Annotated in this window: 23 protein-coding genes; 7 read left to right on the top strand and 16 right to left on the bottom strand. The window is 60.9% G+C overall.

What is annotated here, in order from left to right:
• Nucleotides 1-2: 2 nt before the first annotated feature.
• The 3 genes from B058_RS0111240 to B058_RS0111230 all read right to left on the bottom strand — a co-directional run bounded on the left by B058_RS0111240 (nt 3) and on the right by B058_RS0111230 (nt 2006).
• Nucleotides 3-971: an acetyl-CoA carboxylase carboxyltransferase subunit alpha gene (locus B058_RS0111240; RefSeq protein ID WP_018508587.1), complete on the bottom strand. Its 969-nt coding sequence runs from the start codon at nt 969-971 to the stop codon at nt 3-5.
• Between the two features lie 91 nt (nt 972-1062).
• Nucleotides 1063-1545, bottom strand: coding sequence for an FKBP-type peptidyl-prolyl cis-trans isomerase (locus B058_RS0111235; RefSeq protein WP_018508586.1), 483 nt, complete (start codon nt 1543-1545; stop codon nt 1063-1065).
• A complete protein-coding gene (locus B058_RS0111230; RefSeq protein ID WP_018508585.1) occupies nt 1542-2006 on the bottom strand; it encodes a peroxiredoxin in 465 nt (154 codons plus the stop codon). The genes B058_RS0111235 and B058_RS0111230 overlap by 4 nt, the downstream gene beginning before the upstream one ends.
• A gap of 75 nt (nt 2007-2081) precedes the next feature.
• On the opposite strand from B058_RS0111230, the gene B058_RS0111225 reads away from it, so the two are divergent.
• The gene (locus B058_RS0111225) at nt 2082-3200 is read left to right on the top strand and encodes a cupin domain-containing protein (RefSeq protein WP_018508584.1); all 1119 of its coding nucleotides are present in this window, start codon (nt 2082-2084) and stop codon (nt 3198-3200) included.
• Entirely contained in the window at nt 3197-3667 is a 471-nt protein-coding gene (locus B058_RS0111220; protein WP_018508583.1) for a DUF7931 domain-containing protein, read from the top strand. The genes B058_RS0111225 and B058_RS0111220 overlap by 4 nt, the downstream gene beginning before the upstream one ends.
• Nucleotides 3668-3670: 3 nt before the next feature.
• On the opposite strand, the gene B058_RS0111215 is transcribed toward B058_RS0111220, so the two are convergent.
• Genes B058_RS0111215 through lptF form a run of 3 tightly spaced genes read right to left on the bottom strand, consistent with a single transcriptional unit; the run spans nt 3671 to nt 6611 of the window.
• Nucleotides 3671-4456, bottom strand: a complete 786-nt coding sequence (locus B058_RS0111215; RefSeq protein WP_081616780.1) for a ferritin-like domain-containing protein — start codon at nt 4454-4456, stop codon at nt 3671-3673.
• A gap of 5 nt (nt 4457-4461) precedes the next feature.
• On the bottom strand, nt 4462-5535 hold the full coding sequence (gene lptG / locus B058_RS0111210) for an LPS export ABC transporter permease LptG (RefSeq protein WP_018508581.1): 1074 nt from the start codon (nt 5533-5535) through the stop codon (nt 4462-4464).
• Nucleotides 5532-6611, bottom strand: coding sequence for an LPS export ABC transporter permease LptF (lptF, locus tag B058_RS0111205; protein ID WP_018508580.1), 1080 nt, complete (start codon nt 6609-6611; stop codon nt 5532-5534). Before lptF ends, lptG begins: the two co-directional genes overlap by 4 nt.
• A 129-nt stretch (nt 6612-6740) precedes the next feature.
• Between lptF and B058_RS0111200 the strand changes: the two genes are divergently transcribed.
• From B058_RS0111200 to B058_RS0111185, 4 genes are all read left to right on the top strand, one after another.
• Complete coding sequence (locus tag B058_RS0111200) at nt 6741-8252, top strand: leucyl aminopeptidase (protein ID WP_018508579.1); 1512 nt, start codon at nt 6741-6743, stop codon at nt 8250-8252.
• A gap of 10 nt (nt 8253-8262) precedes the next feature.
• Nucleotides 8263-8691 (top strand): DNA polymerase III subunit chi, encoded by a 429-nt coding sequence (locus B058_RS0111195; RefSeq protein WP_018508578.1) that lies wholly within the window; start codon nt 8263-8265, stop codon nt 8689-8691.
• 8 nt (nt 8692-8699) lie between these two features.
• Entirely contained in the window at nt 8700-9170 is a 471-nt protein-coding gene (locus B058_RS0111190; protein ID WP_018508577.1) for a hypothetical protein, read from the top strand.
• Between the two features lie 92 nt (nt 9171-9262).
• Nucleotides 9263-12064, top strand: a complete 2802-nt coding sequence (locus B058_RS0111185) for a valine--tRNA ligase (RefSeq protein ID WP_018508576.1) — start codon at nt 9263-9265, stop codon at nt 12062-12064.
• Between the two features lie 148 nt (nt 12065-12212).
• On the opposite strand, the gene B058_RS0111180 is transcribed toward B058_RS0111185, so the two are convergent.
• The 10 genes from B058_RS0111180 to moaC all read right to left on the bottom strand — a co-directional run bounded on the left by B058_RS0111180 (nt 12213) and on the right by moaC (nt 21672).
• Nucleotides 12213-13457, bottom strand: coding sequence for an OmpP1/FadL family transporter (locus tag B058_RS0111180; protein WP_018508575.1), 1245 nt, complete (start codon nt 13455-13457; stop codon nt 12213-12215).
• 208 nt (nt 13458-13665) lie between these two features.
• Nucleotides 13666-14175 (bottom strand): sulfur carrier protein DsrE2, encoded by a 510-nt coding sequence (dsrE2, locus tag B058_RS0111175; protein ID WP_018508574.1) that lies wholly within the window; start codon nt 14173-14175, stop codon nt 13666-13668.
• Between the two features lie 79 nt (nt 14176-14254).
• On the bottom strand, nt 14255-14482 hold the full coding sequence (locus B058_RS0111170; protein WP_018508573.1) for a sulfurtransferase TusA family protein: 228 nt from the start codon (nt 14480-14482) through the stop codon (nt 14255-14257).
• 135 nt (nt 14483-14617) lie between these two features.
• Complete coding sequence (locus B058_RS0111165; RefSeq protein ID WP_018508572.1) at nt 14618-14947, bottom strand: rhodanese-like domain-containing protein; 330 nt, start codon at nt 14945-14947, stop codon at nt 14618-14620.
• A 100-nt stretch (nt 14948-15047) separates the two neighbouring features.
• On the bottom strand, nt 15048-15986 hold the full coding sequence (locus B058_RS0111160) for a dimethyl sulfoxide reductase anchor subunit family protein (RefSeq protein WP_018508571.1): 939 nt from the start codon (nt 15984-15986) through the stop codon (nt 15048-15050).
• Between the two features lie 35 nt (nt 15987-16021).
• The gene (locus B058_RS0111155) at nt 16022-16717 is read right to left on the bottom strand and encodes a 4Fe-4S dicluster domain-containing protein (protein WP_026240854.1); all 696 of its coding nucleotides are present in this window, start codon (nt 16715-16717) and stop codon (nt 16022-16024) included.
• A gap of 32 nt (nt 16718-16749) precedes the next feature.
• Nucleotides 16750-19626 (bottom strand): molybdopterin oxidoreductase family protein, encoded by a 2877-nt coding sequence (locus tag B058_RS0111150; protein ID WP_018508569.1) that lies wholly within the window; start codon nt 19624-19626, stop codon nt 16750-16752.
• A 257-nt stretch (nt 19627-19883) separates the two neighbouring features.
• Entirely contained in the window at nt 19884-20396 is a 513-nt protein-coding gene (locus tag B058_RS0111145; protein ID WP_157265798.1) for a TlpA family protein disulfide reductase, read from the bottom strand.
• A gap of 11 nt (nt 20397-20407) precedes the next feature.
• Nucleotides 20408-21109 carry a hypothetical protein gene (locus B058_RS0111140; protein ID WP_018508567.1) on the bottom strand — a complete coding sequence of 234 codons (702 nt, stop codon included), beginning with the start codon at nt 21107-21109 and terminating at the stop codon, nt 20408-20410.
• Nucleotides 21110-21177: 68 nt separating this feature from the next.
• Nucleotides 21178-21672: a cyclic pyranopterin monophosphate synthase MoaC gene (moaC, locus tag B058_RS0111135; RefSeq protein WP_018508566.1), complete on the bottom strand. Its 495-nt coding sequence runs from the start codon at nt 21670-21672 to the stop codon at nt 21178-21180.
• Between the two features lie 72 nt (nt 21673-21744).
• Here moaC and B058_RS0111130 point away from each other — a divergent pair, with 72 nt between their 5' ends.
• Entirely contained in the window at nt 21745-23163 is a 1419-nt protein-coding gene (locus tag B058_RS0111130) for a beta-barrel assembly-enhancing protease (RefSeq protein WP_018508565.1), read from the top strand.
• The last annotated feature ends 70 nt before the right edge of the window (nt 23164-23233 follow it).

The raw sequence follows: 23233 nt of genomic DNA, 5'->3' as shown, positions 1-23233 counted from the left end.
CCTTATTTGGCGGGGATTTCCTTGAAGCTTCCATACGCCCGCAGACGCTGGTAACGCGTATCCAACAGGGCGTCGAGCGGCTGTTTGCGCAATTCGGCGAGGGTATCGGTCAGTGCACGGCGCATCGCCTGGAACATGGCATCCCAGTCGCGCTGCGCACCGCCCAGCGGTTCTTCGACAACACGGTCGACCAGCCCGTTGGCTTTCAGACGGTCGGCGGTGATACCCAGCGTTTCGGCGGCAACCGATGCCTTGTCGGCGCTCTTCCACAGGATCGAGGCGCAGCCTTCCGGCGAGATCACCGAATAGGTGGAGTACTGCAGGATCAGCATGCGGTCGCCGACGCCGATCGCCAGCGCGCCGCCCGAGCCGCCTTCGCCGACGATGGTGCACACGATCGGCGTCTTCAGTTCGGCCATCACGTACAGGTTGCGCGCGATCGCCTCGGATTGCCCGCGCTCCTCGGCGCCGATGCCGGGATAGGCGCCTGGCGTGTCGATGAAGGTGAAGATCGGCAGGCCGAACTTTTCGGCGAGACGCATCAGCCGCAGCGCCTTGCGGTAGCCTTCAGGACGCGGCATGCCGAAATTGCGGTAGATCTTTTCCTTGGTGTCGCGGCCCTTCTGGTGGCCGATCACCATCACCGGCTCGCCGTTGAAGCGGGCCATGCCGCCGACGATCGCGGCATCATCGGCATAGGCGCGATCGCCGTGCAGTTCGACGAAATCGGTGAACAGCCCCTGCACGTAGTCGAGCGTATACGGCCGCTGGGGATGGCGCGCCACCTGCGACACCTGCCAGGCATTGAGCTTGGCGTAGATGTCCTTGGTCAGCGTCTGACTCTTCTTCTGCAGGCGGCGGATTTCTTCCGAGATATCCAGCGCGGAGTCGTCCTGCACAAAGCGCAGTTCTTCGATCTTGGCTTCGAGCTCGGCGATCGGCTGCTCGAAATCGAGGAAAGTGGTTTTCATCGGTGGTCTTTATCAAACTGTCACAAAAACAGGTCAGCCGGGCATTTTAGCAGCCCGGCGCCTTTTACCATCCGATTCGGCGCCATGCGGCTCAATGATGGTGATGGCCGTGCGCACCGTGCGCGTGACGATGGGCGACTTCGTCTGCTGTCGCCGCACGCACATCGGCCACGACGCACTGAAAATGCACGGCCTGGCCGGCGTAGGGGTGATTGCCGTCGACCACCACTTTGTCTTCGGCGACGTCGGTCACGGTGTAGAGCATTTCCTCGCTGCCGTCGACCGGCGAGCCGACGAATTGCATGCCGACCTCGATGTCGGCAGGAAAGGATTCGCGCGGTTCCAGCCGCACCAGATCTTCTTCGAATTCGCCGAACGCGTCGGCCGGCTGCAGTTTGAGTTCGACGGTGTCGCCGATGGCCTTGCCTTCCAGCGCCTGTTCCACCAGCGGGAAAATGTTGTCGTAGCCGCCGTGCAGATAGCTGACCGGCTCGTCGCTTTCCTCCAGCAGCTTGCCGTCCATATCCTTGACGATATAGGTGATGGTGACCACGGTATCCTTGCCAATATTCACTTGAGTTCCTTTACCAGTTGGAGCACTTCCGCCGCATGGCCGCGGCTGGAAACGCCATACAGTGCGTGACGGATGACGCCCTGTTTGTCGATGATGAAGGTGGAGCGCACCATGCTCTTGCGCATGACGCCGTCCACTTCCTTGTCCTGCAGTACGCCATATGCCGTACAGGTGGCCTGTTCCTTGTCGGCCAGCAGCCTCACGCTGATGCCGTGCTTGTCTCGAAACTCGCCATGCTTGATGCAATCGTCGCGCGAAACGCCGAGTACGTCGGCGCCCAATTTGGAAAACGCGTCTTCCAGTTCGGAAAACTCGATCGCTTCGGTCGTGCAGCCCGGTGTGTCGTCGCGCACATAGAAATACAGCACGAGCGTCTTGCCCCGGAACTGGGACAACTCGATGATGTTCATGTCCGCGTCGGGGTTGGAAAAGTCCGGCGCCCGATCTCCTGCTTTCAGCATGGGTTACTCCGCCTGAGTGTCTTTCCGGCAGCATTCTAACAGCCCTGCAGGTGCCGCATCGCTATAATCGCGTCCATGATGACTGCCTTGCTCGGTGGCTTGAGCCCCACCCGTTTCCTGCGCGATGTCTGGCACAAGCGCCCGCTCCTGATCCGCAACGCCATACCCGGCTTCACCGGTCTCCTGTCTCCCGGCGAGATGCAACGGCTGGCCGCCCGCGACGATGTGGAATCGCGGTTGGTCCAGGGCAGCGGCACGCACTGGCAACTCGACCACGGCCCGTTCAGCAAACGCGATTTCAAACGCCTGCCCAAAACCGACTGGACGTTGCTGGTACAGTCGCTCAACCACCTCCTGCCCGCAGCCGACACCTTGCTGGCGCGCTTCAATTTCATCCCGCATGCCCGCCTCGACGATCTGATGGTGAGCTACGCCGTATCCGGCGGCAGCGTGGGGCCGCATTTCGATTCCTACGACGTCTTCCTGCTGCAGGGGCAAGGCCACCGCCGCTGGCGGATCAGCACGCAGACCGACCTGGCGATCCTGGACGACGTGCCGCTGAAAATCCTGCGCCACTTCGAAGCGGAAGACGAATGGGTGCTCGGCCCCGGCGACCTGCTCTACCTGCCGCCGCATGTCGCGCATTACGGCGTCGCCGAGGACGAATGCATGACCTACTCGATCGGTTTTCGCGCACCCACCACCGAAGAGATGGCACACGGCTTTCTGATGCATCTGCAAGACACGATCGCGCTGGAGGGCCGCTATGCCGACCCCGATCTGCGCCTGCAGGCTCATCCCGGTGAAATCGGCCGTGCGATGCTGGGCCAGATCGAGGGCATGATCGCCAAAATCAAATGGGGCAAGCGCGACGTCGCCGAATTCGCCGGACGCTACCTGTCCGAACCCAAGCCGAATGTTTTTTTCGATGCGCCGGACACGCCGCTCAACCGGGCCGCCTTCAATAAATACACGAACAAGCATGGCATCGCGCTCAATCCCAAATCGCGCCTGCTGTTCGCCGGAAAGCGCTTTTTCATCAACGGCGAGGCCTTCACACCCGCAGCCGGCGAGACCGCCTTACTGCGACAACTGGCCGACCAGCGCCATCTCGCGCCGCCCGTGCCTGCCACCCTGCGCGAGCGTCTGTACGACTGGTATGAAGCCGGCTGGCTGGAGATCGACACCCCATGAACGCCTTTGAAACCCCTGCCGAATTGCGTGCTGCATTCGACACACTGGTGACTGCGACACACCGCCAGCTGCGTGTGTACGACCATGACCTGGGCCTGCTGGGCCTCGACGACGCATCGCGGTTCGCCGCATTGCGCGCACTCTGCGTGGCGGGTGGCGGACGCCGCATCGAACTGCTGCTCGACGACATCAGCCGCGTCGCACACGACCACCCCCGCCTGATGCTGCTGCTGCGGGATTTCGGCCATGTCCTCGAAATCCGCCAGGCCGACCCCGACGCACCCCGTCCCGACCAGGCGTTTGTGCTGGCGGACCGTCACGGCGTCCTGCTACGCGCCGACAAGTCCGTAGCGCATGGCACCCTGCACCCTGACGATCCCGGCAATGCGACGGCACTGCATCAGAGCTTCGAAGGCATGTGGCAACGTTCGCCGGCCAGCGTGTCGGCGACGACGCTGGGTTTGTGAACCCTAGAGCCCGCTCAGCCAGTCCAGCTCGGGCTTGCTGAAGCCGGCTTGGCGGCGCGCCGCCAGATTGAACGGTGGCTTCAGGGGCGGCGCATCGTAATCCACCAGCAACTGGCGGAACGTCGCTTCGGGCTCCAGTCCGCGCGCTACGCACAACCAGTTGAACCAGCGGCTGCCGATGGCGACGTGGCCGATCTCGTCGCGTTCGATGATGGCCAGGATTTCGACCATGCGCGTGTCCTTCGCGGCCTTCAGTTTGTCGACGATTAGCGGCGCGGCGTCGAGTCCGCGCGCTTCCAGCACGCGCGGCACCAGCGCCATGCGCACCAGCGGATCGTGCGCAGTTTTCAGCGCCATGTCCCACAGGCCGTTATGCGCCGGGAAATCCCCGTAGGCAAGCCCCAGCGTTGCCAGATGCCCGCTCAACAGTTCGAAATGCAGCGCTTCCTCGTCTGCGACCGAAAGCCAGTCGGCGTAATACGCTAGCGGCATGCCGGCAAAGCGGTGCGCAGCGTCAAGCGCCAGATTGATGGCATTAAATTCGATATGCGCCAGCGCGTGAATGAGCGCTGCTCGGCCGGTCAGCGTATCAGCACGGCGGCGCGGCACCTGGTGCGGCGCGATCAACTCGGGTTTTTCCGGCTGCCCAGGCTGATCGACGGGAACACGCGGCACTCCGGCCGCAAGATCGATCCGGCCCGCCCGCCAGTCGGCCCACAACGCGTGCACACAGCATGTTTTGTCCGTCGGCAGACGGGCGTGCAGACACGCGGCCACACGCTGAGGCAACGAATCTAGCGCCGATCCACCCACCGGATACCCATCAGCGCGATAGCCAGGAAAATCAGCAAAGGCAGAATCGATACCACGACAACCGGCCAGTCGTTCAGCAAGCCGAGATGGCCGAACAGTCGGCTCAGCAGATGAAAACCGAGTCCAGCCAGAATCCCGATGAAAATCTTGCTGCTGGTGCCGCCGGCACGCGGCCCCTGGATCGCAAACGGCATGGCGATCAGCATCATGATCGGGATGACAAAAGGTCCGACGAACTTCGACCACAAGGCAAGTTCATAGCGCGTGGCTTTCTGGCCGTTTTCCTTGAGGTGCGCAACATAGCGCCACAGGGTGCGCGCCGACATCTGTTCGGGCGCGATCAGCAACACGCTGAGGATGTCCGGGGTGAGCACCGACTGCCAGTCCAGATGCGCATTCCGGATCGCATGAATACCGTCGGCGTCGAACCGGGTTTCCACCACCTGCTGCAGATCCCAGGCCTGGCCGCCGCGCCAGTGAGCCTCCTGGGCCGCGCGGATCCAGCTGAGGCGACCGTCGGCGTCGAAGCCGTAAATCTCGATATCACGCAAGGTATTGTCCGGCATCACTTCGCGCACATTGATGAACGCGCTGCGATCCTTGACCCACAGGCCGGAGCGGAACTGCTGCGCCACGACGGAATGGGTGGCCAGCAACTTGTAGCGTTGCGCCGCCTGTTCCGACCACGGCGCGACATATTCGCCGATGACCAGCACCAGCAGTGACAGCAACACACCGATCACGCTGAAATAACTGGCCACACGCCAGTTCGACAGGCCCGATACGCGCATGACCGCATATTCGGAATTGCCCACCAGGCGCGACAAGGTGAACAGGGTGCCAATCAGCGCAGCCACCGGCAGGATTTCATACAGATGCCCGGGGACGTTGAGCATCACCACCACAACCGCTTGGCCGAGACCGTAATTGTTGCGGCCCAGCGCACCCAGTTCCTGAATCACGTCGAAAAACGCAAACAGCACCAGAAGCGCCAGCAGCACGAAGGCCGAGGCAAACAGGACCTGCCCGCCCAGATAGCGCGCGAGCAGCCTCATGCACGTCTCCCGCGCGGTGCAAATTGACGGGTTCGCAACCAGAACAGAGCGATCACGGCAAACAACATCACCAGGTGCGATGCCACCATGCCGCCCCAAGGGTTGAGTTTGTCCTGGGCCACCCAGGCCTGCGTCAAGGACAGCAGATTGTTGTAGACGAAGTACAGCAGCAACGCGGTCATCAGCCCGTAGGATCGGCGCGCCCGCGTGTTGACGAAACTGAGCGGAATGGCCATGACGGCGAGGATAAGTGCGGATACGGGCACCCCTACCCGCCACAGCAGCTCCGCCCGTGCCGGTGGCGTCTTGTCGGCCAGCAGTTCGTTCAGGGGCGCCTGGCGAATGCCGGTTTCCTTGCCGTTCACGGGAACCGGGTCGAGCCGCATCCAGTAGCGCTCGAATTGCACGATGCGGTAATCGAGCTTGCCGGGCGTACCCTCATATCGGCGCCCATCCTTGAACACCAGATAACGCGAACCATCGGGCATCTCCGTATGACTTCCCTCACGCGCCACCACCAGGCCGAGCTGGCCGTCGATGCGCGACTGCATGAAGACGTTGCGCACGATGCCGGTCAGCGGATTCAGCGATTCCACGTAATAGACACGCTGGCCGGCGGTGGATTCGGCGAACATGCCGGGGGCGATCAGCGAACTCTCGCTGCGGCTGCGCAGGTCCTGGCGATACTCTATTTTTTTTGTCTGTGCCCAGGGATTGAGCACCAGCGTGATCAGCAGGATGACCAGCGAAAACGGCACGGCGAACGCCAATACCGGCCGCATCCATTGCGTCAGCGACAGGCCGGCATTGAACCAGATCACCATTTCGCTGTCCCGCCACATACGCGACAAGGGCAGCAGCACGCCGGCAAACAGCGCGATCGTCATCAATACCGGTAGGAAGAACAGCAGCGAAAAGCCAAGAAAGGAAAAAACCGCCTCGTTGGCAAGTTCGCCGCGCGCCACGTCGCCGAGCAGGCGGATGAACAGCACGACCAGCGCGATCGCGACCAGCACCGTCAACACGGCGCCGGTAGTGAGCGCCATCTCACGGGTCAGCGCGCGGCGATAGAGCATGGGAATGGCCGGAAACCGCTCACGTAATGAACGGGCTTTTGACATTCCACCGCGCCCGCGCCAATAATCGCCCCATGGGCAACGCCAAATTTCGGCGAATCGGCAAATTGTATTTTTTTGAGCACAGACATGGAAAACAAGGAAATCGAACTCGAATTTAGCATAAAAAGCGGCGCCCCCGAAAAACAGCGCACGGCCTGCGTCGTCGTCGGCGTATTCGAAAGTCGCAAGCTGTCGGGGCCGGGTATCGACATCGACCGCGCCAGCGACGGTTATCTGTCGGACATCCTGCGCGGCGGCGACATGGAAGGCAAGTCCGGCAGCACGCTGCTGCTGCACCGGGTCCCCAACATCCTGGCCGACCGTGTCCTGCTGGTCGGACTCGGCAAGGAACGCGACTTCCATGAAAAAGGCTACCGCGACGCCATCGCCTGCGCGGTGCGTACGCTACGTGATACCGGTTCGATGGAAGCCACCATCACGCTCAGCGAAATCCCGGTGAAGAAACGCGACGTCACCTGGAACGTCGAACAGGCCGTGGTCAGCGCCCACGATGCCTTGTATCGCTTCGATCACATGAAGAGCAAGTCCAGCGAGACGCGCCGCCCGCTCAAACGCGTCATTTTTGCCGTGTCGCGGCGCGGCGAACTGAAATACGGCGAGACCGGGCTTGCGCGCGGGCTGGCTATCGCCCACGGCATCGGTCTGGCCAAGGATCTTGGCAATACGCCTTCCAATATCTGCACGCCGGAATATCTGGCCGGCGAAGCGAAGAAGATGGCAAAAGCCCACGGCTTCGGCTGCGAGATACTCGATTATGCCGCCTGCGAAAAACTAGGCATGGGCTCCTTCCTGTCGGTCGGCAAGGGCAGCGACAAACCGCCACGTTTCATCGTGCTGAAACACGAAGGTGGCGCCAAGAGTGACAAGCCCGTGGTGCTGGTCGGCAAGGCGGTCACCTTCGACGCCGGCGGCATTTCGCTCAAACCGCCCGCCGAGATGGACGAGATGAACTATGACATGAGCGGTGGCGGCGCAGTCATCGGCGCCTTCCGCGCCATCGGCGAACTGGGCCTGCCTCTCAACGTCGTCGGCCTCATCCCGGCCTGCGAAAACATGCCGGATGCCAACGCCAACAAGCCCGGTGACATCGTCAAATCGATGTCCGGCCAGACCATCGAAATCCTCAACACCGATGCCGAAGGCCGCCTAATCCTGTGCGATGCGCTGACCTATGCCGAACGCTTCGAACCCGACGCCGTGGTCGATCTGGCCACGCTCACTGGTGCCTGCGTGATCGCCTTGGGCGCGCACCCCAGCGCGCTCTACAGCAACCACGACCCGCTGGCACGCGAGATCGAACACGCTGCCGACCATGCCTGGGACCGAGTCTGGCGCATGCCGCTGTGGGACGACTATCAAGAGCAACTGAAGAGCAGCCTGGCCGATATGGCCAACATCGGCGGCCGCCCGGCCGGATCGATCACTGCAGCCTGCTTCCTGTCGCGCTTCGCCAAGAAGTATCACTGGGCGCACCTCGACATCGCCGGTATCGCATACAAGGGCGGCCGCGAAAAAGGCTCGACCGGGCGACCGGTATCCCTGCTGGTGCATTTCCTTCTGAACCGCGCTCAGAAATAAACTGTCAGCAGTGACCGAAATCACCTTCTACATCTTTGCCGACAACCCCCTCGACGTCGCTCGCCGCGTCGCCACCAAGGCAATCGGCCAGGGTAAGCAGGTGATGATCTATGCGCCGGACGCGGCAGTAGCCGATGCCATCGACCGCCTGTTATGGACAACGCCTGCGCTGGGATTCGTGCCGCACTGCCGCGACAGAGACGCGCTGGCAAACGAAACGCCGATACTGATCGGCACCGACGCCGATGCCTTGCGCCAGGCAGATGTGATGATCAACTTGCATCACGAACAGCCTCCCGCCTTTGCTCGCTTCGAGCGACTGGTCGAAATCGTCGGCCAGGACGAAAGCGGACGCGAACAGGGCCGCACCCGTTACCGTTTCTATCAGACACGCGGCTATGCCCTGAAAACACACGATCTGCGTCAGCACGCCGGATAGGAGGTCCTATGAGTGACAGCCCCTTGTTGAACAAGATGGATGCACTGCTGAAAAAGCATCGCGGCGGTGCCGAAGGCGAAGCGGCAGCCGGGCCGTCAGATCCTGGCACGCAGGCTACGCCCCCCGACGCCTGGCTGCCTGTGCTGACTCACGTGATCGAACGCGGAACCCCGCCAGAATCTGCCGCCCCGCCTGCAAGCCCGCTCCCCGCACCCGCTTCACCGTCCATTCAAGCCGAAACGCCCGCTGCCGAGCCCCTGCCTTCTGCTGTAAGCGACACGCTGGCCGAGCAACTGATGAGCGAACTGGCGCCCCGCCTGTCCGAGGTCATGGAGAAACAGGTCGCCGCCGAACTGCGCAAGAACATCGACCAGACCGTGTCGAGCCTGCTCAGCCAGCTCGACGTCAACGTCCGGGAAATCGTGCGGGACGCCGTCGCCGAGAAACTCAAGCAACCGCGCGACCCATCAAGCCGATAGCATATCGCCCATTGCGTCGTTGGAATTAATCCCGGGCTGTCGTAACTTGTCCCAAGACTTTTTTGGGATAATCACGGCTTTGCTCGCACGCCATGGAACTCGCCAAATCCTACGAACCGGCTGACATCGAAAAACGCTGGTACGCCCAGTGGGAAAGCGCCGGCTATTTCAAGGCCGGCGCATACGACTCCACACGGGCGTCTACCCTGAAGGGCACAAGAGCCTGTAATGGATCGGAGTCTCCTTACGGGGACACTCCCGCCTACTGCATCATGCTCCCGCCGCCGAATGTCACCGGCACGCTGCACATGGGCCATGCTTTCCAGCACACCCTGATGGACGCCCTCACCCGCTACCACCGAATGGTGGGCGACAATACCCTGTGGCAGCCTGGCACCGACCATGCAGGCATCGCCACGCAGATCGTAGTGGAGCGTCAGCTCGATGCGCAGAACATCTCGCGCCACGACCTCGGACGCGAAAAATTCCTCGAAAAAGTCTGGGAATGGAAAGCGCATTCCGGCTCCACCATCACGCGGCAGATGCGCCGGCTCGGCACCAGTCCCGACTGGAGCCGCGAACGCTTCACCATGGATGCCGGGCTGTCGAAAGCGGTCACCGAAGTCTTCGTGCGGCTCTATCGTGAAGGCCTGATCTACCGCGGCAAGCGGCTGGTGAACTGGGATCCGGTACTCGGTACGGCCGTGTCCGACCTTGAGGTCGTCAGCACTGAGGAAGACGGTTTCATCTGGGAAATCAACTATCCGCTGGAGGACGGCTCTGGCTTCCTGACCGTCGCCACCACCCGCCCGGAAACCCTGCTCGGTGACACCGCCGTCGCCGTGCATCCAGAGGATGCACGCTACGCGCATCTGATCGGCAAGCACGTCCGCCTGCCGATCGCCGAACGCAGCATCCCCGTCATCGCGGATGAATACGTCGATCGCGAGTTCGGCACAGGCGTAGTGAAGATCACCCCTGCGCACGACTTCAACGACTGGCAAGTCGGGCAACGCCACAAACTCATGGCAATCAGCGTGCTGACGCTCGACGCCAAAATGAACGAGTTCTGCCCCGCCGAATACCAGGGACTCGACCGTTACGACGCGCGCCAGAAACTGCTCGACGCACTGCAGACGAAGGGCCTGCTGGTCTCGGCCAAGCCGCACAAGCTGATGATCCCGCGCGGCGACCGCACCAACGCGGTGATCGAGCCGATGCTCACCGACCAGTGGTTCATGAGCATGGAAGGCCTGGCCAAGCAAGGGCTCGCCGCAGTCGACTCCGGCGAACTGAAATTCGTGCCGGAAAACTGGACCACCACCTACCGGCAGTGGCTGGAAAACATCCAGGACTGGTGCGTCTCGCGCCAGTTGTGGTGGGGCCACCGTATCCCGGCGTGGTACGACGCCGACGGCAATTTCTACGTCGCGCACTCAGAGGAAGAAGCGAGGAAACAGGCTGGCGGCCGCGAACTAACGCAGGACAACGACGTACTCGACACCTGGTTCTCCTCCGCGCTATGGCCCTTCTCGACGCTGGGCTGGCCCGAGCAGACGCCCGAACTCGAGCGCTACCTGCCGACTTCGGTGCTGGTCACCGGCTTCGACATCATCTTCTTCTGGGTCGCCCGCATGGTGATGATGTCGAAGCATCTCACCGGCAAGGTGCCGTTCCGCGAGGTATACGTCACCGGCCTGGTGCGCGACTCCGAAGGCCAGAAGATGAGCAAGTCGAAGGGCAACGTGCTCGACCCGATCGACCTCATCGACGGTATCGAAGTGGACAAGCTTGTCGCCAAGCGCACCCAGGGACTGATGAACCCCAAGCAGGCCGCCAGCATCGAGAAGCGCACCCGCAAGGAGTTCCCCGATGGCATCGCCGCCTACGGTACCGACGCCCTGCGCTTCACCTTTGCTTCGCTTGCCACCCACGGGCGCGACATCAAGTTCGACCTGCAGCGCGCCGAGGGCTACCGCAACTTCTGCAACAAGCTGTGGAACGCCACCCGTTTCGCGCTGATGAACCTGGAAGGCCACGACTGCGGGCAGGATGCCAGCCAACCGATGGTGTTCTCGGATGCCGATCAATGGATCGCCGCGCGCCTGCAACAAGCCATCGGCGACGTGCACGAGGCCTTCGCTGCCTACCGCTTCGACCAGGCCGCGCGGGCGGTCTACGAATTCGTGTGGGACGAATACTGCGACTGGTATCTGGAACTCGCCAAGGTGCAGTTGAACCATGGGACGCCCGAGCAGCAACGCGCCACTCGCCGCACCCTGGCCACCGTGCTTGAAACCACGCTGCGCCTCGCTCACCCCATCATCCCCTTCATCACCGAGGAACTGTGGCAGAAGGTCGCGCCGCTGGCCGGCGTGCGCGGCAGCAGCATCATGCTGGCAGCTTATCCACAGATCGATGAAACACAACGCCACCCTGACAGCGTCACGCGCATTCAGTTGCTGAAAGAACTGGTTAATGGCTGTCGCACCCTTCGGGGCGAAATGAACCTGTCACCCGCCCAGCGCGTGCCGCTGGTAATCGAAGGTGATGCCGCCGTAATCAACGCGCTGGCCCCCTACATTGTTGCACTGGGCAAGCTTAGCGAAGTCAGCGCAGTGACCGCACTGCCGGAAGCCGACGCCCCGGTCGCGCTGGTCGGCGACATGCGGATGATGCTGGTGGTGGAAATCGACAAGGACGAAGAACGCGCCCGCCTGACCAAGGAAATCGCCCGCATCCAGGGCGAGATCAAGAAAGCCGAAACCAAGCTCGCCAACCCCAGCTTCGTCGACAAGGCGCCGGCTGCCGTGGTGCAGCAGGAGCAGGTCCGGCTAGCCGATTTTGCGGCCATGTTGCAGAAGTTGGAGGCGCAGCATGCGCGGCTAAATTGATCACTTACAGCGACGCCGAAATAAAAAAGCGCGGTTATCCGCGCTTTTTTATTTCTTAATTTTTCCCACACCTCACGCTGTCTTAAACCCGCATAAAAAAGCCGGGGTCGAGACCCCGGCCTTGATCAGCCTTGCCAACTGCTGAGAACTACATCTTCCAGCTGTATTGGATACCCAAGGAGTTCTGATACATCTGGATCTTGTCCGTGCCACCGGCAGGCAAACCATCCGGACCCGTCACATCATTCTTGAAGGCATGCATATAAGCCATGGTCAACTCGTTACCCGATGCCAGCGTATAGGTAAAGCCCAAGGTCATATGATCTTTGACTACGCCCGGAGCCAGGATGTTGAACATCGCGTCACGTGCCTGGATCGGATTGTCGCCATGGTTATAGCCAGCACGTAGCGTCATCTGCTGACTGTACTTGTATTCGACGCCCAGTTTCCACACATTAATATCCTGCCAGCCAAATCCAGGGCCATTATCTGTGCCGAGTTGGGATGCATTGTTGCTCGGGTTAGCGATGGAATTCACGCTGGCATAGTTGATACGCTGGTAATCCAATGCCAGCTTGACTGAGGGAGTAGCATCCCAAGCCACGCCGAGGTTGTAGTTCTCGGGAATGTCAAAGCCACCTTGCTCAGCAAATAATCCTTTGTACTTGGAAAATTCGTCGAATTTCATCTTGGATGCATAGGCAGCACCAATGGTCACAGTCGGGGACAGCTTACCCATATAACCAATCCGTACGCCATAACCAAACGAGTCATCGTAACCGCGGTTGGTAAGATTAGTCGAATCAGAAGACATCCCTGCAAATGCTTGCAGACCTTCAGCCTTGAAACGCTGATAGCCGATCAACGGGGAAATACCGATCGAGTGGTTTGGAGCAAGTTTATAGGCAGCGGTGGGAGCAACAATCAATTGCATCAAATCGACACCTAGCTTACCGGAACCGCAAAGAAGGTTAGCCGGCCCACCACCGCAGTTGATCTGACCACCTGAATAGTTCGTGTTCATCCCACCATTGCCATACACCGTTACACCCACAGCCACATCATTGTTAAGCATGTGGTTGTAGCCGAATTCCGGAATCAGGAAATACTTGGAATCGCTGTCAGCCGAGCCATCCAAACCGGCAGACCCCGTACGGCTAGCTTCACGCCGCGGGCTGAACAGATCCACCCCCAGGTCGAGGCGGTTACCGACAAATGCCATCGAGGCCGGGTTGTTCGCGCCGCCGAAGGCGTCGTCGGACGTGGCCGTAGCTGCGCCGCCCATACCCTTGGCCTTCATGCCGTAACCGTGCGAAAAATAACCATTGGTGGCATAGGCGCTGCCGGCCAGACCGGCCAAAGCCATGAATGCGAATACGCGGGTGAACTTCATTATTGTCTCCTAGGGGCAAAGTTATTACGGATCAGCCTATTGAATGGCCTGACTTGAAGGCTACGCGTGCACTGGGGCTTAGACAAGCCAGTCAGCGCAGCCCATTGAACAATCTGTATCGAATGTGGTACAAAAGACACACAAAAAAAGAGCCGAATGAATTCGGCTCTTTTTCATGATGCGGGAATGCTGCTTCAGCGACTGTTTCTTAAATGAACAGGCAGATGTCGGTCTCGCCGGCAAATTCGAAGAAGGTCGCCGCACCGCCGTACTCAAGGCCGTCGATGAAATCGGAATGTTCGAAGCCGAACAGTTCGACGGTCATCTGGCAGGCAATGAATTTGACTTCGGCTTCCTGGCACAGCTCGCGCAGGTCAGGAATGGTCGCCACGCCATTGTTGGCGATGGTCTGCTTCATCAGGGCCGTCGCCACGCTTTCATAACCGGGGATAAGCGACTGGATAGCGTTGGGCATATTCCAGTTGATGCTCTTGAACCATTTCGGACCAAAGGGCATCTTCATCGGCATGCCGGGGTTGCCCAAGGGGCTCACTTTCAGGACAGACAGATCCTTGCGGACGAGCTGGAGGCCGTAGAAGGTGAAGAAAATCTGGGTTTCGTAGCCCAGCGCAGCCGCCGTCGAGGCCAGGATGAACGGGGGGTAAGCCCAGTCCAGCGTGCCCTTGGTGGCGATGATGGCCATTTTTTTGGTATCCATGCTCTCTCTCCTGTTTCGTTAAAAAAACAGCGCCGTGTGTTCTTCTTTGGAACAGTCGGCGCCGGTTGGGTTTCTTTTATTATTTTTTCTTCATGAAGAAGGTGAACTCGCCACCTGCCTCGGCAGTGGACAGAAGTTCGTTGCCGGTCTGCTTGGCGAAAGCGGCGAAGTCCTTGACCGAACCCGGGTCGGTCGACAGGATTTTCAGCACTTGTCCGCTGGCTACTTCGGCCAGGGCTTTCTTGGCGCGCAGGATGGGCAGGGGACAGTTCAGACCACGTGCATCGAGTTCTTTATCGAAATTCATGTTGTTCTCCTTACATTAAATCCATTAAATCGGCATGTACTAAAAAACGCTGCGGTACCTTAAACCAGAAGTTCCCCTATTGCAACCGAAATTGCTGCGCAATAGGAAAATCAGGCCATTCTTTACAATGTTCGCCTAACGGGGCTGGCTCAGTGCATTGCCCGAACGCGCCCACGCCATGATACCGCCGGCCAGATTGTGCATATTGTTATAGCCCTTAGAGGCCATGAACGCACACGCCTGCGCGGAGCGTGCGCCCGAGCGGCAGTAGATCACCACCGGCTTGTCCTGGGGAATGTCGGCAGCGCGCAATGGGAGTAGATGAAGCGGGATGTGAATGGCTCCATCGATCACGCCCTGCGCCACTTCGGCCTCGGTACGCACATCGATCAGATGCGCGCCCTTGGTGGCGATTTCGGCCACGTAGGCGACATCGACTTCCTTGAATCCTGACAATCCGAACATAGATGTCTTACTCCTGCAATGGAATAAATTAGAACTTTCTAATATAACCCAAAGCCGAGGGTACGCCAAGCATACCACTTGTCGAGTTGCGGGAATCCATTTAACAGCGCTGCGCGCCGTGATACAGATTCACGACATGGCGCGCTTCTGCGAAAAACAGCCAGCGTTCCACGGCGGCGCCCGCGATTCCCGCGCAGGCCGCGACGACAGCCGCAGCTTGTCCGCCTTGCGCATTGAAGACCCACACCAGCATCAATCCGGGCAGTGCAAAGCCCAGCCCAAACACCACCACCTTGAGCAGGCCGGCCTTCTGACGTGCAATCTGGAAGCCGAACTCCTGGGTAAGAAAGGTCCCGTGAGTATGTCCGGTATCGAGCAGTTTGACCTTGGCGCGAGTCAGACCGGTCGCGGTATTGATCGTGGGGGTAAGGCCCGGGCTGCGAATCCAGAAATAATAGATCGCCTTCAGCACCGCGGCGATCGAGACGATCAGTGCCGACATTGCGATATAGGGCAGGGTGTCTAACCCGGCCATGACCGCCCCGAGCAGCAGCAGCAGGCTGCCGCTGGCGTAACCCAGCGCCAGGTAGTTGGCCGGCACCAGCGGGGTGTTCCACTGGCGGATGGTTTTCAGGCAGGCGTAGATCATGCCGGTGGAAAACACCGTGATCCAGGCCAGTACGGCCGACAGGAAACCGAAGGTTTCGCGTAGCCACAGAGGGGCATCGAACCAGACGCTGGCCAGGTAAACCAGCGCCAGCGGCATGAACACCACGGCAAACACACCTTCGCGCGACAGCCATGAAGTACGGAAGCGGCTGAAAGCACGCCAGGCGTTTTTCGGGTTGGCCAGATGGAAGGTGGACGACAACAGGCCGAACACGATCAGACTCATCGCGACGAGACCACCGATGACGAGTTGGGCGGGCGTGAATCCACCGCCAAGTTTGAACGTATCCGCGATAAACAACAGCGAGAACAGGCCGAAACCGGCGCCCGACGCAACGGTAAAGAAAATGACTGAGAAAGCGGGATGCATGGATTCTCCTAGCGCAATTTATAAGGCAGCGCGGTTCAACGGCGCACCAGTTTGTTGGCGAACTGCTTGATGCTTTCCTTCAGGCCGCTCTTGGGCTGGGTATCGACCGGAATCACCGGCTTGCGGCGCGGCGGCAGGTAGGTGTTGGTCGGGTTGTAGTTGAGCTCGGGCATCAGCGGGAAGCCGCCACGCTCGCGCACGGTGCGCGACACTGCCGAATCGGGGTCGTCGAAGTCGCCGAACATGCGGGCGTGCGCCGGGCAGGTCAGCACGCATGCGGGCTGGCGCTCTTCGACCGGCAGTTCCTGATCATAGATGCGGTCGACGCACAGGGTGCACTTCTTCATGGTGCCGCTGGAGCGGTCGAGCTCGCGCGCGCCGTACGGGCACGCCCACGAGCAGTAGTTGCAGCCCATGCACTTGTCCTGATCGATCAGCACGATGCCGTCCTCGGCGCGTTTGTAAGAGGCGCCGGTCGGGCACACGGTGACGCAGTCGGCGTCCTCGCAGTGCATGCACGACATCGGGAAGTTGACCGTCTTGTTGTTCGGATACTCGTCCATTTCGTAATGGCGAATCCGGTTGAACCACACGCCCGACGGCTCGGCACCGTAGGGCTGGTAGTCGGACAACGGGCCGATGGTGCCGGAGGCGTTCCATTCCTTGCAGGCAATGGCGCAGGCATGGCAGCCCACGCACACGTCGAGGTCGATGACCAATCCAAGTCTCATAGTTTTGCTCGCTCTATTTTTCTGGGTACTGCTCAGTTCTTCTCATGGCTGCGTGCGTCATAGCGCAACACGTCGGGGCGCTCGTAGCGCTCGTCCCCCGGCAACGGCTTCAATTCGTCGAATTGTGGCCACGAACCGGTTTCGCCCGGCGCGGCTTTCCATATCTTCACGCGCAGGTCGAACCACGCGGCTTGGCCGGTCACCGGATCGGAGTTGGTAACACGACGTTCGCCCGCCTTTTCCGGCAGGAGCTCGGAAATCAGGTGGTTGAGCAGGAAGCCCTTGGTCGCTTCCGACGCGTTTGCCTTCAGGCCCCAGGCGCCCTTCTGCTTGCCGATGGCGTTCCAGGTCCAGATGGTGTCTTCCTGAGTGCCTTCCATCGTCTTGACCTGGCAGCGGATTTTGCCGTTGTGCGACTCGACCCAGATCCAGTCGAAGTCCTTGATGCCCATTTCGGCGGCCTTGCGCGCGTTCATGTACATGTAGTTCTGCGCCATGATCTGACGCAGCCACACGTTCTGCGAATCCCACGAGTGGTACATGAACATCGGGCGCTGGGTCAGCGCGAAGAAGGGGTATTCGTTCGCATCGACGCGCTGCTGCTCGAGCGGCTCGTACCACATCGGCAGCGGGTCGAAGTACTTCACCAGCCGCTCGCGGTCGACCTGGTTGTTCGGCTGCGGGCCGTCGTACAACCCCTGCCCCGCCAGGCGGAATTTCTGCAGCGGCTCGGAATAGAACTGCATGATGATGGGCTCGACCTTGCCGACGAAGCCGACGTCCGCCGCTACCTCAAGATAGTCCTTGTTGGCGTAGCGCATGTACTTCTGGTTGTCGGGCCAGTGGTGCGCGAAGAAACTCTGGTTCTCGATGTATTTTTCCCACTGGTTGGGATTCGGCTCGCCCTTGAGCGACTTGCTGCCGTCCTTGCCTCGCCAGCCGGCGAGGAAGCCCACGCCCGGCGAGCGTTCGAAGTTGACGATGAAGTCGGGGTAGTCCTTGAACTTGCGCGTGCCGTCCGGCTTGGTGAACGCCGGGAACTTCAGTCTCGAGGCGAGCTCGACCATGACTTCCTGCCACGGGCGCACGTCGCGGTCGAGCTTGACCAGCGGGTAGCGGATCGCATCGGCGGCCGCATCCGGCTCCGAAATCGGACGGTCGAGCAGCGAGATGCAGTCGTGCCGTTCGAGGTAGGTGGTGTCCGGCAGGATGAGGTCGGCGAAGTTGGTCATTTCCGAATGGAAGGCGTCGATCACCACCAGGAACGGAATCTTGTACTGGCCGGGCTCTTCCGGATCCTTGGCGCGCAGCATGTCCTGGACGTTCGACGTGTTCATGGTCGAGTTCCATGCCATGTTGGCCATGAACAGGATCAGCGTGTCGAGCGCGTAGGGATCATGGTTGGTCGCGTTGGTGATGACCATGTGCATCAGGCCGTGCGACGCGATCGGCACTTCCCACGAATAGGCCTTGTCGATGCGCAGCGGGTTGCCGAATTCGTCGATCACCAGGTCTTCGGGGCGCGTCGGAAAACCGAGCGGCGGACGCGACAGTGGGGTGTTCGGCGCGTTGATGATGTCGATGTTGTTTTCCGGCAGCTGGTGCGGCGGGATCGGCTTCGGATACGGCGCGCGGGCGCGGAAGTTGCCCGGCGCGTCGAGCGCGCCCAGCAGCATCTGGATCATGTGGATCGCGCGGCAGGAATGGAAGCCGTTGGAGTGGGCGGAAATGCCGCGCATCGCGTACATCGCCACCGGGCGGCCCACCACCTTGTCGTGTTTGCGGCCCCACACGTCGGTCCATTCGATCGGCAGCTCGACCGTCTCCTTGAACGCCACGTGCGCCATCTCCAGCGCGATGCGCTCGATGCTCTCGGCCGGCAGGCCGCATTCCAAGGCCACATTCTCCGGCGCATAGCGATCGTCGAGATAGCGCTCGACCATCAGCGACATCACGGTCTTGACGCGACGGCCATCCGGCGCCACGTATTCGCCGAACAATGCCGGGGCGATGTCGCCGTCGATGCCGTTCCTGAAGGCTTCCTTGTCGATGTCCCAGATCAGCGGATGGTCGTTCTCGTCGCGCAGGAACAGGCCGTCGCCCTTCTGCCCCGGCGTTTGCACCACCAGCCAGGAGGCGTTGGTGTAGCGCACCAGGAATTCGTAGTCAAATTTTTCATGCTTCAGCAGCACGTGCACCATCGACATGGCCAGCAGGCCGTCCATGCCGGGCTTGATCGGCAGCCATTCGTCGGCGATCGCCGAATAGCCGGTGCGCACCGGGTTGACAGTGACGAACTTGCCGCCCTTGCGCTTGAGCTTTTCCAGGCCGATCTTGATCGGGTTGGAAGAATGGTCTTCCGCCACGCCCCACATCAGGAAGTACTTGGCGTAATCCCAGTCGGGCGCGCCGAATTCCCAGAACGAGAAACCGATGGAATAGAGACCGGCCGCCGCCATGTTCACCGAACAGAAGCCGCCGTGGGCGGACCAGTTAGGGGTACCGAACTGCTGCGCCCACAGGCCGGTCAGCGCCTGCATCTGGTCGCGGCCGGTGAAGAAACCGAGCTTAGACGGGTCGGTCGAGCGTATTTCCTCCAGACGGTCGGTCAGGATGTCGAGCGCCTGGTCCCAGGAAATCGCTTCGTAAATGCCCTCGCCACGCTCTGTGCCCGGCTTGCGCATCAGGGGCTGGGTCAGCTTGGCGGTGGAGTACTGCTTCATGATCCCGGCCGAGCCCTTGGCGCACAGCACGCCCTGGTTGGTCGGATGGTTGCGGTTACCCTGGATGAAGCGGACCTTGTTGTCCTCCAGCGTCACCTTGATGCCGCAGCGGCAGGCACACATGTAACACGTGGTGTACTTGATTTCCTGCGCGTCGTGATTTTCGAGTTTGATCTTGGCGTTCATGCGGTCTCTGGATTCAAAATTGTCCCCGCGGCTCCTTATTCAGGAGTCGTATTTCCCTACCCGGATATAACACTAGGTGACTGCTGGAAGCAGCGCCAGCGCACCGGCACTGGATGCTGCGGGGACGGCTATATATTAAACATTCCGAATATATTGTTATTTTGCATGCTAAGGCGTCGGGATGGCAAGCAAAATGGCTGATAGCCCTATAAGGCCAGCCAATCAAAAGATCTTATTAATTAAATACTTGAGCATCTTTATTTCGCCTGCTTCACGGGTGCCGGCAACTCGGCCAGCATGGACTCGGCCACAGCAAGCGCCTCGCCCTCGTCCCATTCGGCCGGTCCGGTCAACACATGGCGCACTCGCCCCTGGGCATCCAGAACGAACGTGGTGGGCAGGGCGAATACCTTCCAGCGCCGCGTGTTGCTGCTGTCGGTGTCGAGCAGAACCGGGAAACCCAGTTTCATTTTCGACAAATAGGCGTTCACCTCGTCCGGTGTTTCCGCGCTGGAAATCGCGACGATCTCCAGTGGCCGCCCTGCCATTTTGGTGCGCAAACGCTCCAGCGACGGCATTTCGCGCTGGCAGGGCGGACACCACGTGGCCCAGAAGTTGAGCAGCACCACTTTGCCACGGTAATCGGCCAGGGTTCTGGACGCACCCGTCAGATCATGCGCCTTCAACTCCGGTGCCGGCGAGGCGGCACGCGTCTCGAAGCCGGCCGCGCCGGCGCCGGCGATCCACACCAGACCAAGAGTCAGTCCCATCACGATTCGCTTCACTTGCATCCCCAGGTGTCGAGTTGGTTCAGTAGCATGGCAGCCATGCGGCGGCTTTCAGCTGTCTCAAAATCAGTTGGCGTTTCGCGCGCCCAGTAGCCCTCACGCAGATTCTCCAGAATCGCGTCGCTCACGGTCGCCCCATGTCGCGCGAGGTGGTCCAGCAGACCCGGCAGCCACGGCGTGGCGGCCGAGCGGCGCGGCTGCAGTACGCGCACGCGCAAACCGGAGAGATCGCCCAGATCGAGATAAGCCGGCTCGTCCAAAGGCTCCGCCGTCGTATAGAGATTCGGATGCATCAGCACCACGCAGAGCCGGCTCCGCCGTTCCGCCTCAAGCAAGGCAGCCGCCCGCAGCACCGGCACGGCCGCACGCGCCACGGCGAAAACCACCACCTGTTTGCCGCTCGCCTGCGCGGCCCGCAGCCAGGCTGCCAGATCCTGCGCCGGCAGCGCGTCCATGCTGCTCGGCACCTGGGGCAGAAAATACGCATTGGCGGGATCGAGCGACCAGACCTCCATGCCCTGTGCGGCCAGTTGCCGCGCTGCGGCCAGCTCGGGTTCGCTCCGTCCGCGCTCGGAAGCCACCCAGAGCAGCAGGCGCTGGCCCGAGGCCGGGAAATCCTGATAGTCCGGCATGCCGGCATGCGCAGCAAACGCGCACAACCACAGCCCCGACAGGAACACTCTGAAAAAACGCATCGATCACTCAAACGGCCACAACCGCCCATCTTGCCGCAGTGCGTGCACCGTACAAGATGACGATAGGACTACTCGGCGTCCCCCGAAGCAGTCGCCTGCCAATGGCCGGAGCGCCCACCCTGCTTTTCCAGCAGCCGGATGTCGTCCATGCGCATGCCTCGATCGACTGCCTTGCACATGTCGTAGATGGTCAGCAGCGCGACGCTGACGCCGGTCAGGGCTTCCATTTCCACCCCGGTCTTGCCGACGGTTTCGGCCGTCACCGTGCAGGCAATCCACGATCCGGCGGTGTCATGGCTGAATTCCACGCCCACCTTGGTCAAGGCGATCGGGTGACAGAGCGGGATCAGTTCGGCGGTGCGCTTGGTCGCCTGGATCGCCGCGATGCGCGCAATGCCAAGCACGTCGCCCTTGGCCGCCTGCCCACCCAGGATGCGCGCCAGGGTATCGGGTAACATGTGGATGCGCCCACTCGCCACTGCGATGCGGCGCGTGTCGTCCTTGTCCGCCACGTCGACCATGACGGCGCGGCCACGCTCGTCGAAATGTGTGAACTCGCTCATATCCAGGAACCTAGTAGGCAATCCGCGCATCCTAATCGAAATGCTGTCGCCCGCCGTCATTCTCTTCTGCTAATGCTGCGCATCCTGCTCGCGTTCACCCTGGCCATCCAGCCGGTTCTTGCTGCCGACTTGCCCGATCTGGGCGAGGTGTCACGACAGTATTTTTCCGACCAGGAGGAGCAGACGCTGGGGCGCACCATCATGCGCGACGTGTATGCCGACCCGCGCTATCTGGACGACCCCGAAATCGAGAATTATCTCAACCAGCTCGGCTACAAACTGGTCTCGGTCAGCGCACGCAACCAGCGGACATTCAATTTCTTCGTGGTCGATGATCCCACCATCAACGCCTTCGCCATGCCGGGCGGCAACGTCGGCGTCCATACCGGTCTGCTGCTCGCGGCGCAAAGCGAATCCGAACTGGCAAGCGTGATCGCACACGAAATCGCCCACGTCACCCAGGACCACCTCGCCCGCATGGTTGCCGCACAAAGCCAGAGCTACTGGCCAACCATGGCCGCCCTGGCCCTGGCCCTGCTGGCCTCACGTTCCAACCCCAACGTGGCGAGCGCGGCCATCGCCTCCACCCAGGCCTATTCGATCCAGAACCAGCTCAATTACAGCCGCGATTACGAACGCGAAGCCGATCGTCTGGGCTATGACATGCTGACCAAGGCCGGCTTCGACCCGCGCGCCATGAGCGAATTCTTCGAGCGCCTGCAGCGTGCCAATCGGTTCTACGATACCAGCGCGCCGGCCTACCTGCGCACCCACCCGCTCACCAGCGACCGTATCGCCGACATGGAGGCACGCAGCGAATCGGCACCCTACCGTCAGGTGGAGGACAGCCTCGACTTTCAACTAGTGCGCGCCCGCCTGCGCGCGCAGGAGGGCACCCCGGGCGATGCCGTACTCGCCGCCCGCAGCACCTTGAAGGACAAACGCTACAGCAACGAGACTGCCGCCCGCTACGCCCTGATCACCGCCCTGCTGCGCGCTCGCCAGTTCAAGGAGGCCGAAGCCGAAGTACAAAAACTGCCTTCCGGCAAGAACACCGACCCGATGATTCTTCAACTGACCGCCTATAGTGCTTTCACAAGCGGCAACCCTAAACTTGCCATACAACGCTACCGGGCAGCCAGCGAAGTCTACCCGGGCTACCGTCCCCTGCAGTATGGCTACATCAACGCCTTGCTAACCGCAGGCCAGAACCACGACGCGCTGACGCGAGTCAATGGGCAACTCGCGCTCTATCCGCTCGACCGCCGCTTGTGGCGGCTTGCTGCCCAGGCCCATGCCCAGCTCGGCCAGCGCCTGCTAAGCCACAGTGCCCAGGCCGAGGCCGATGCATTGAGCGGCAATCTGGTCGCTGCCATCGAGCAAATCAATCTCGGCCTCAAGGCCGGGGATGGCAGTTTCCATGAAATGTCCGCCGCCGAAGCGCGGCGACGCGAATGGCAAGAGACCGAAAAATCGCAGCGCAAAAAATAACCCTTTTCTGCAAAACCCTATATTTGGCGCCGCTGGTAGGAATTTACCCTGCAATTTGACCGTAAAAAAT

This window comes from Thiobacillus thioparus DSM 505 (assembly GCF_000373385.1).
Lineage (GTDB): Bacteria > Pseudomonadota > Gammaproteobacteria > Burkholderiales > Thiobacillaceae > Thiobacillus > Thiobacillus thioparus.
The sequence above is the reverse complement of the archived record's forward strand: the minus strand, read 5'-3'. Positions and strand labels throughout refer to the sequence as shown.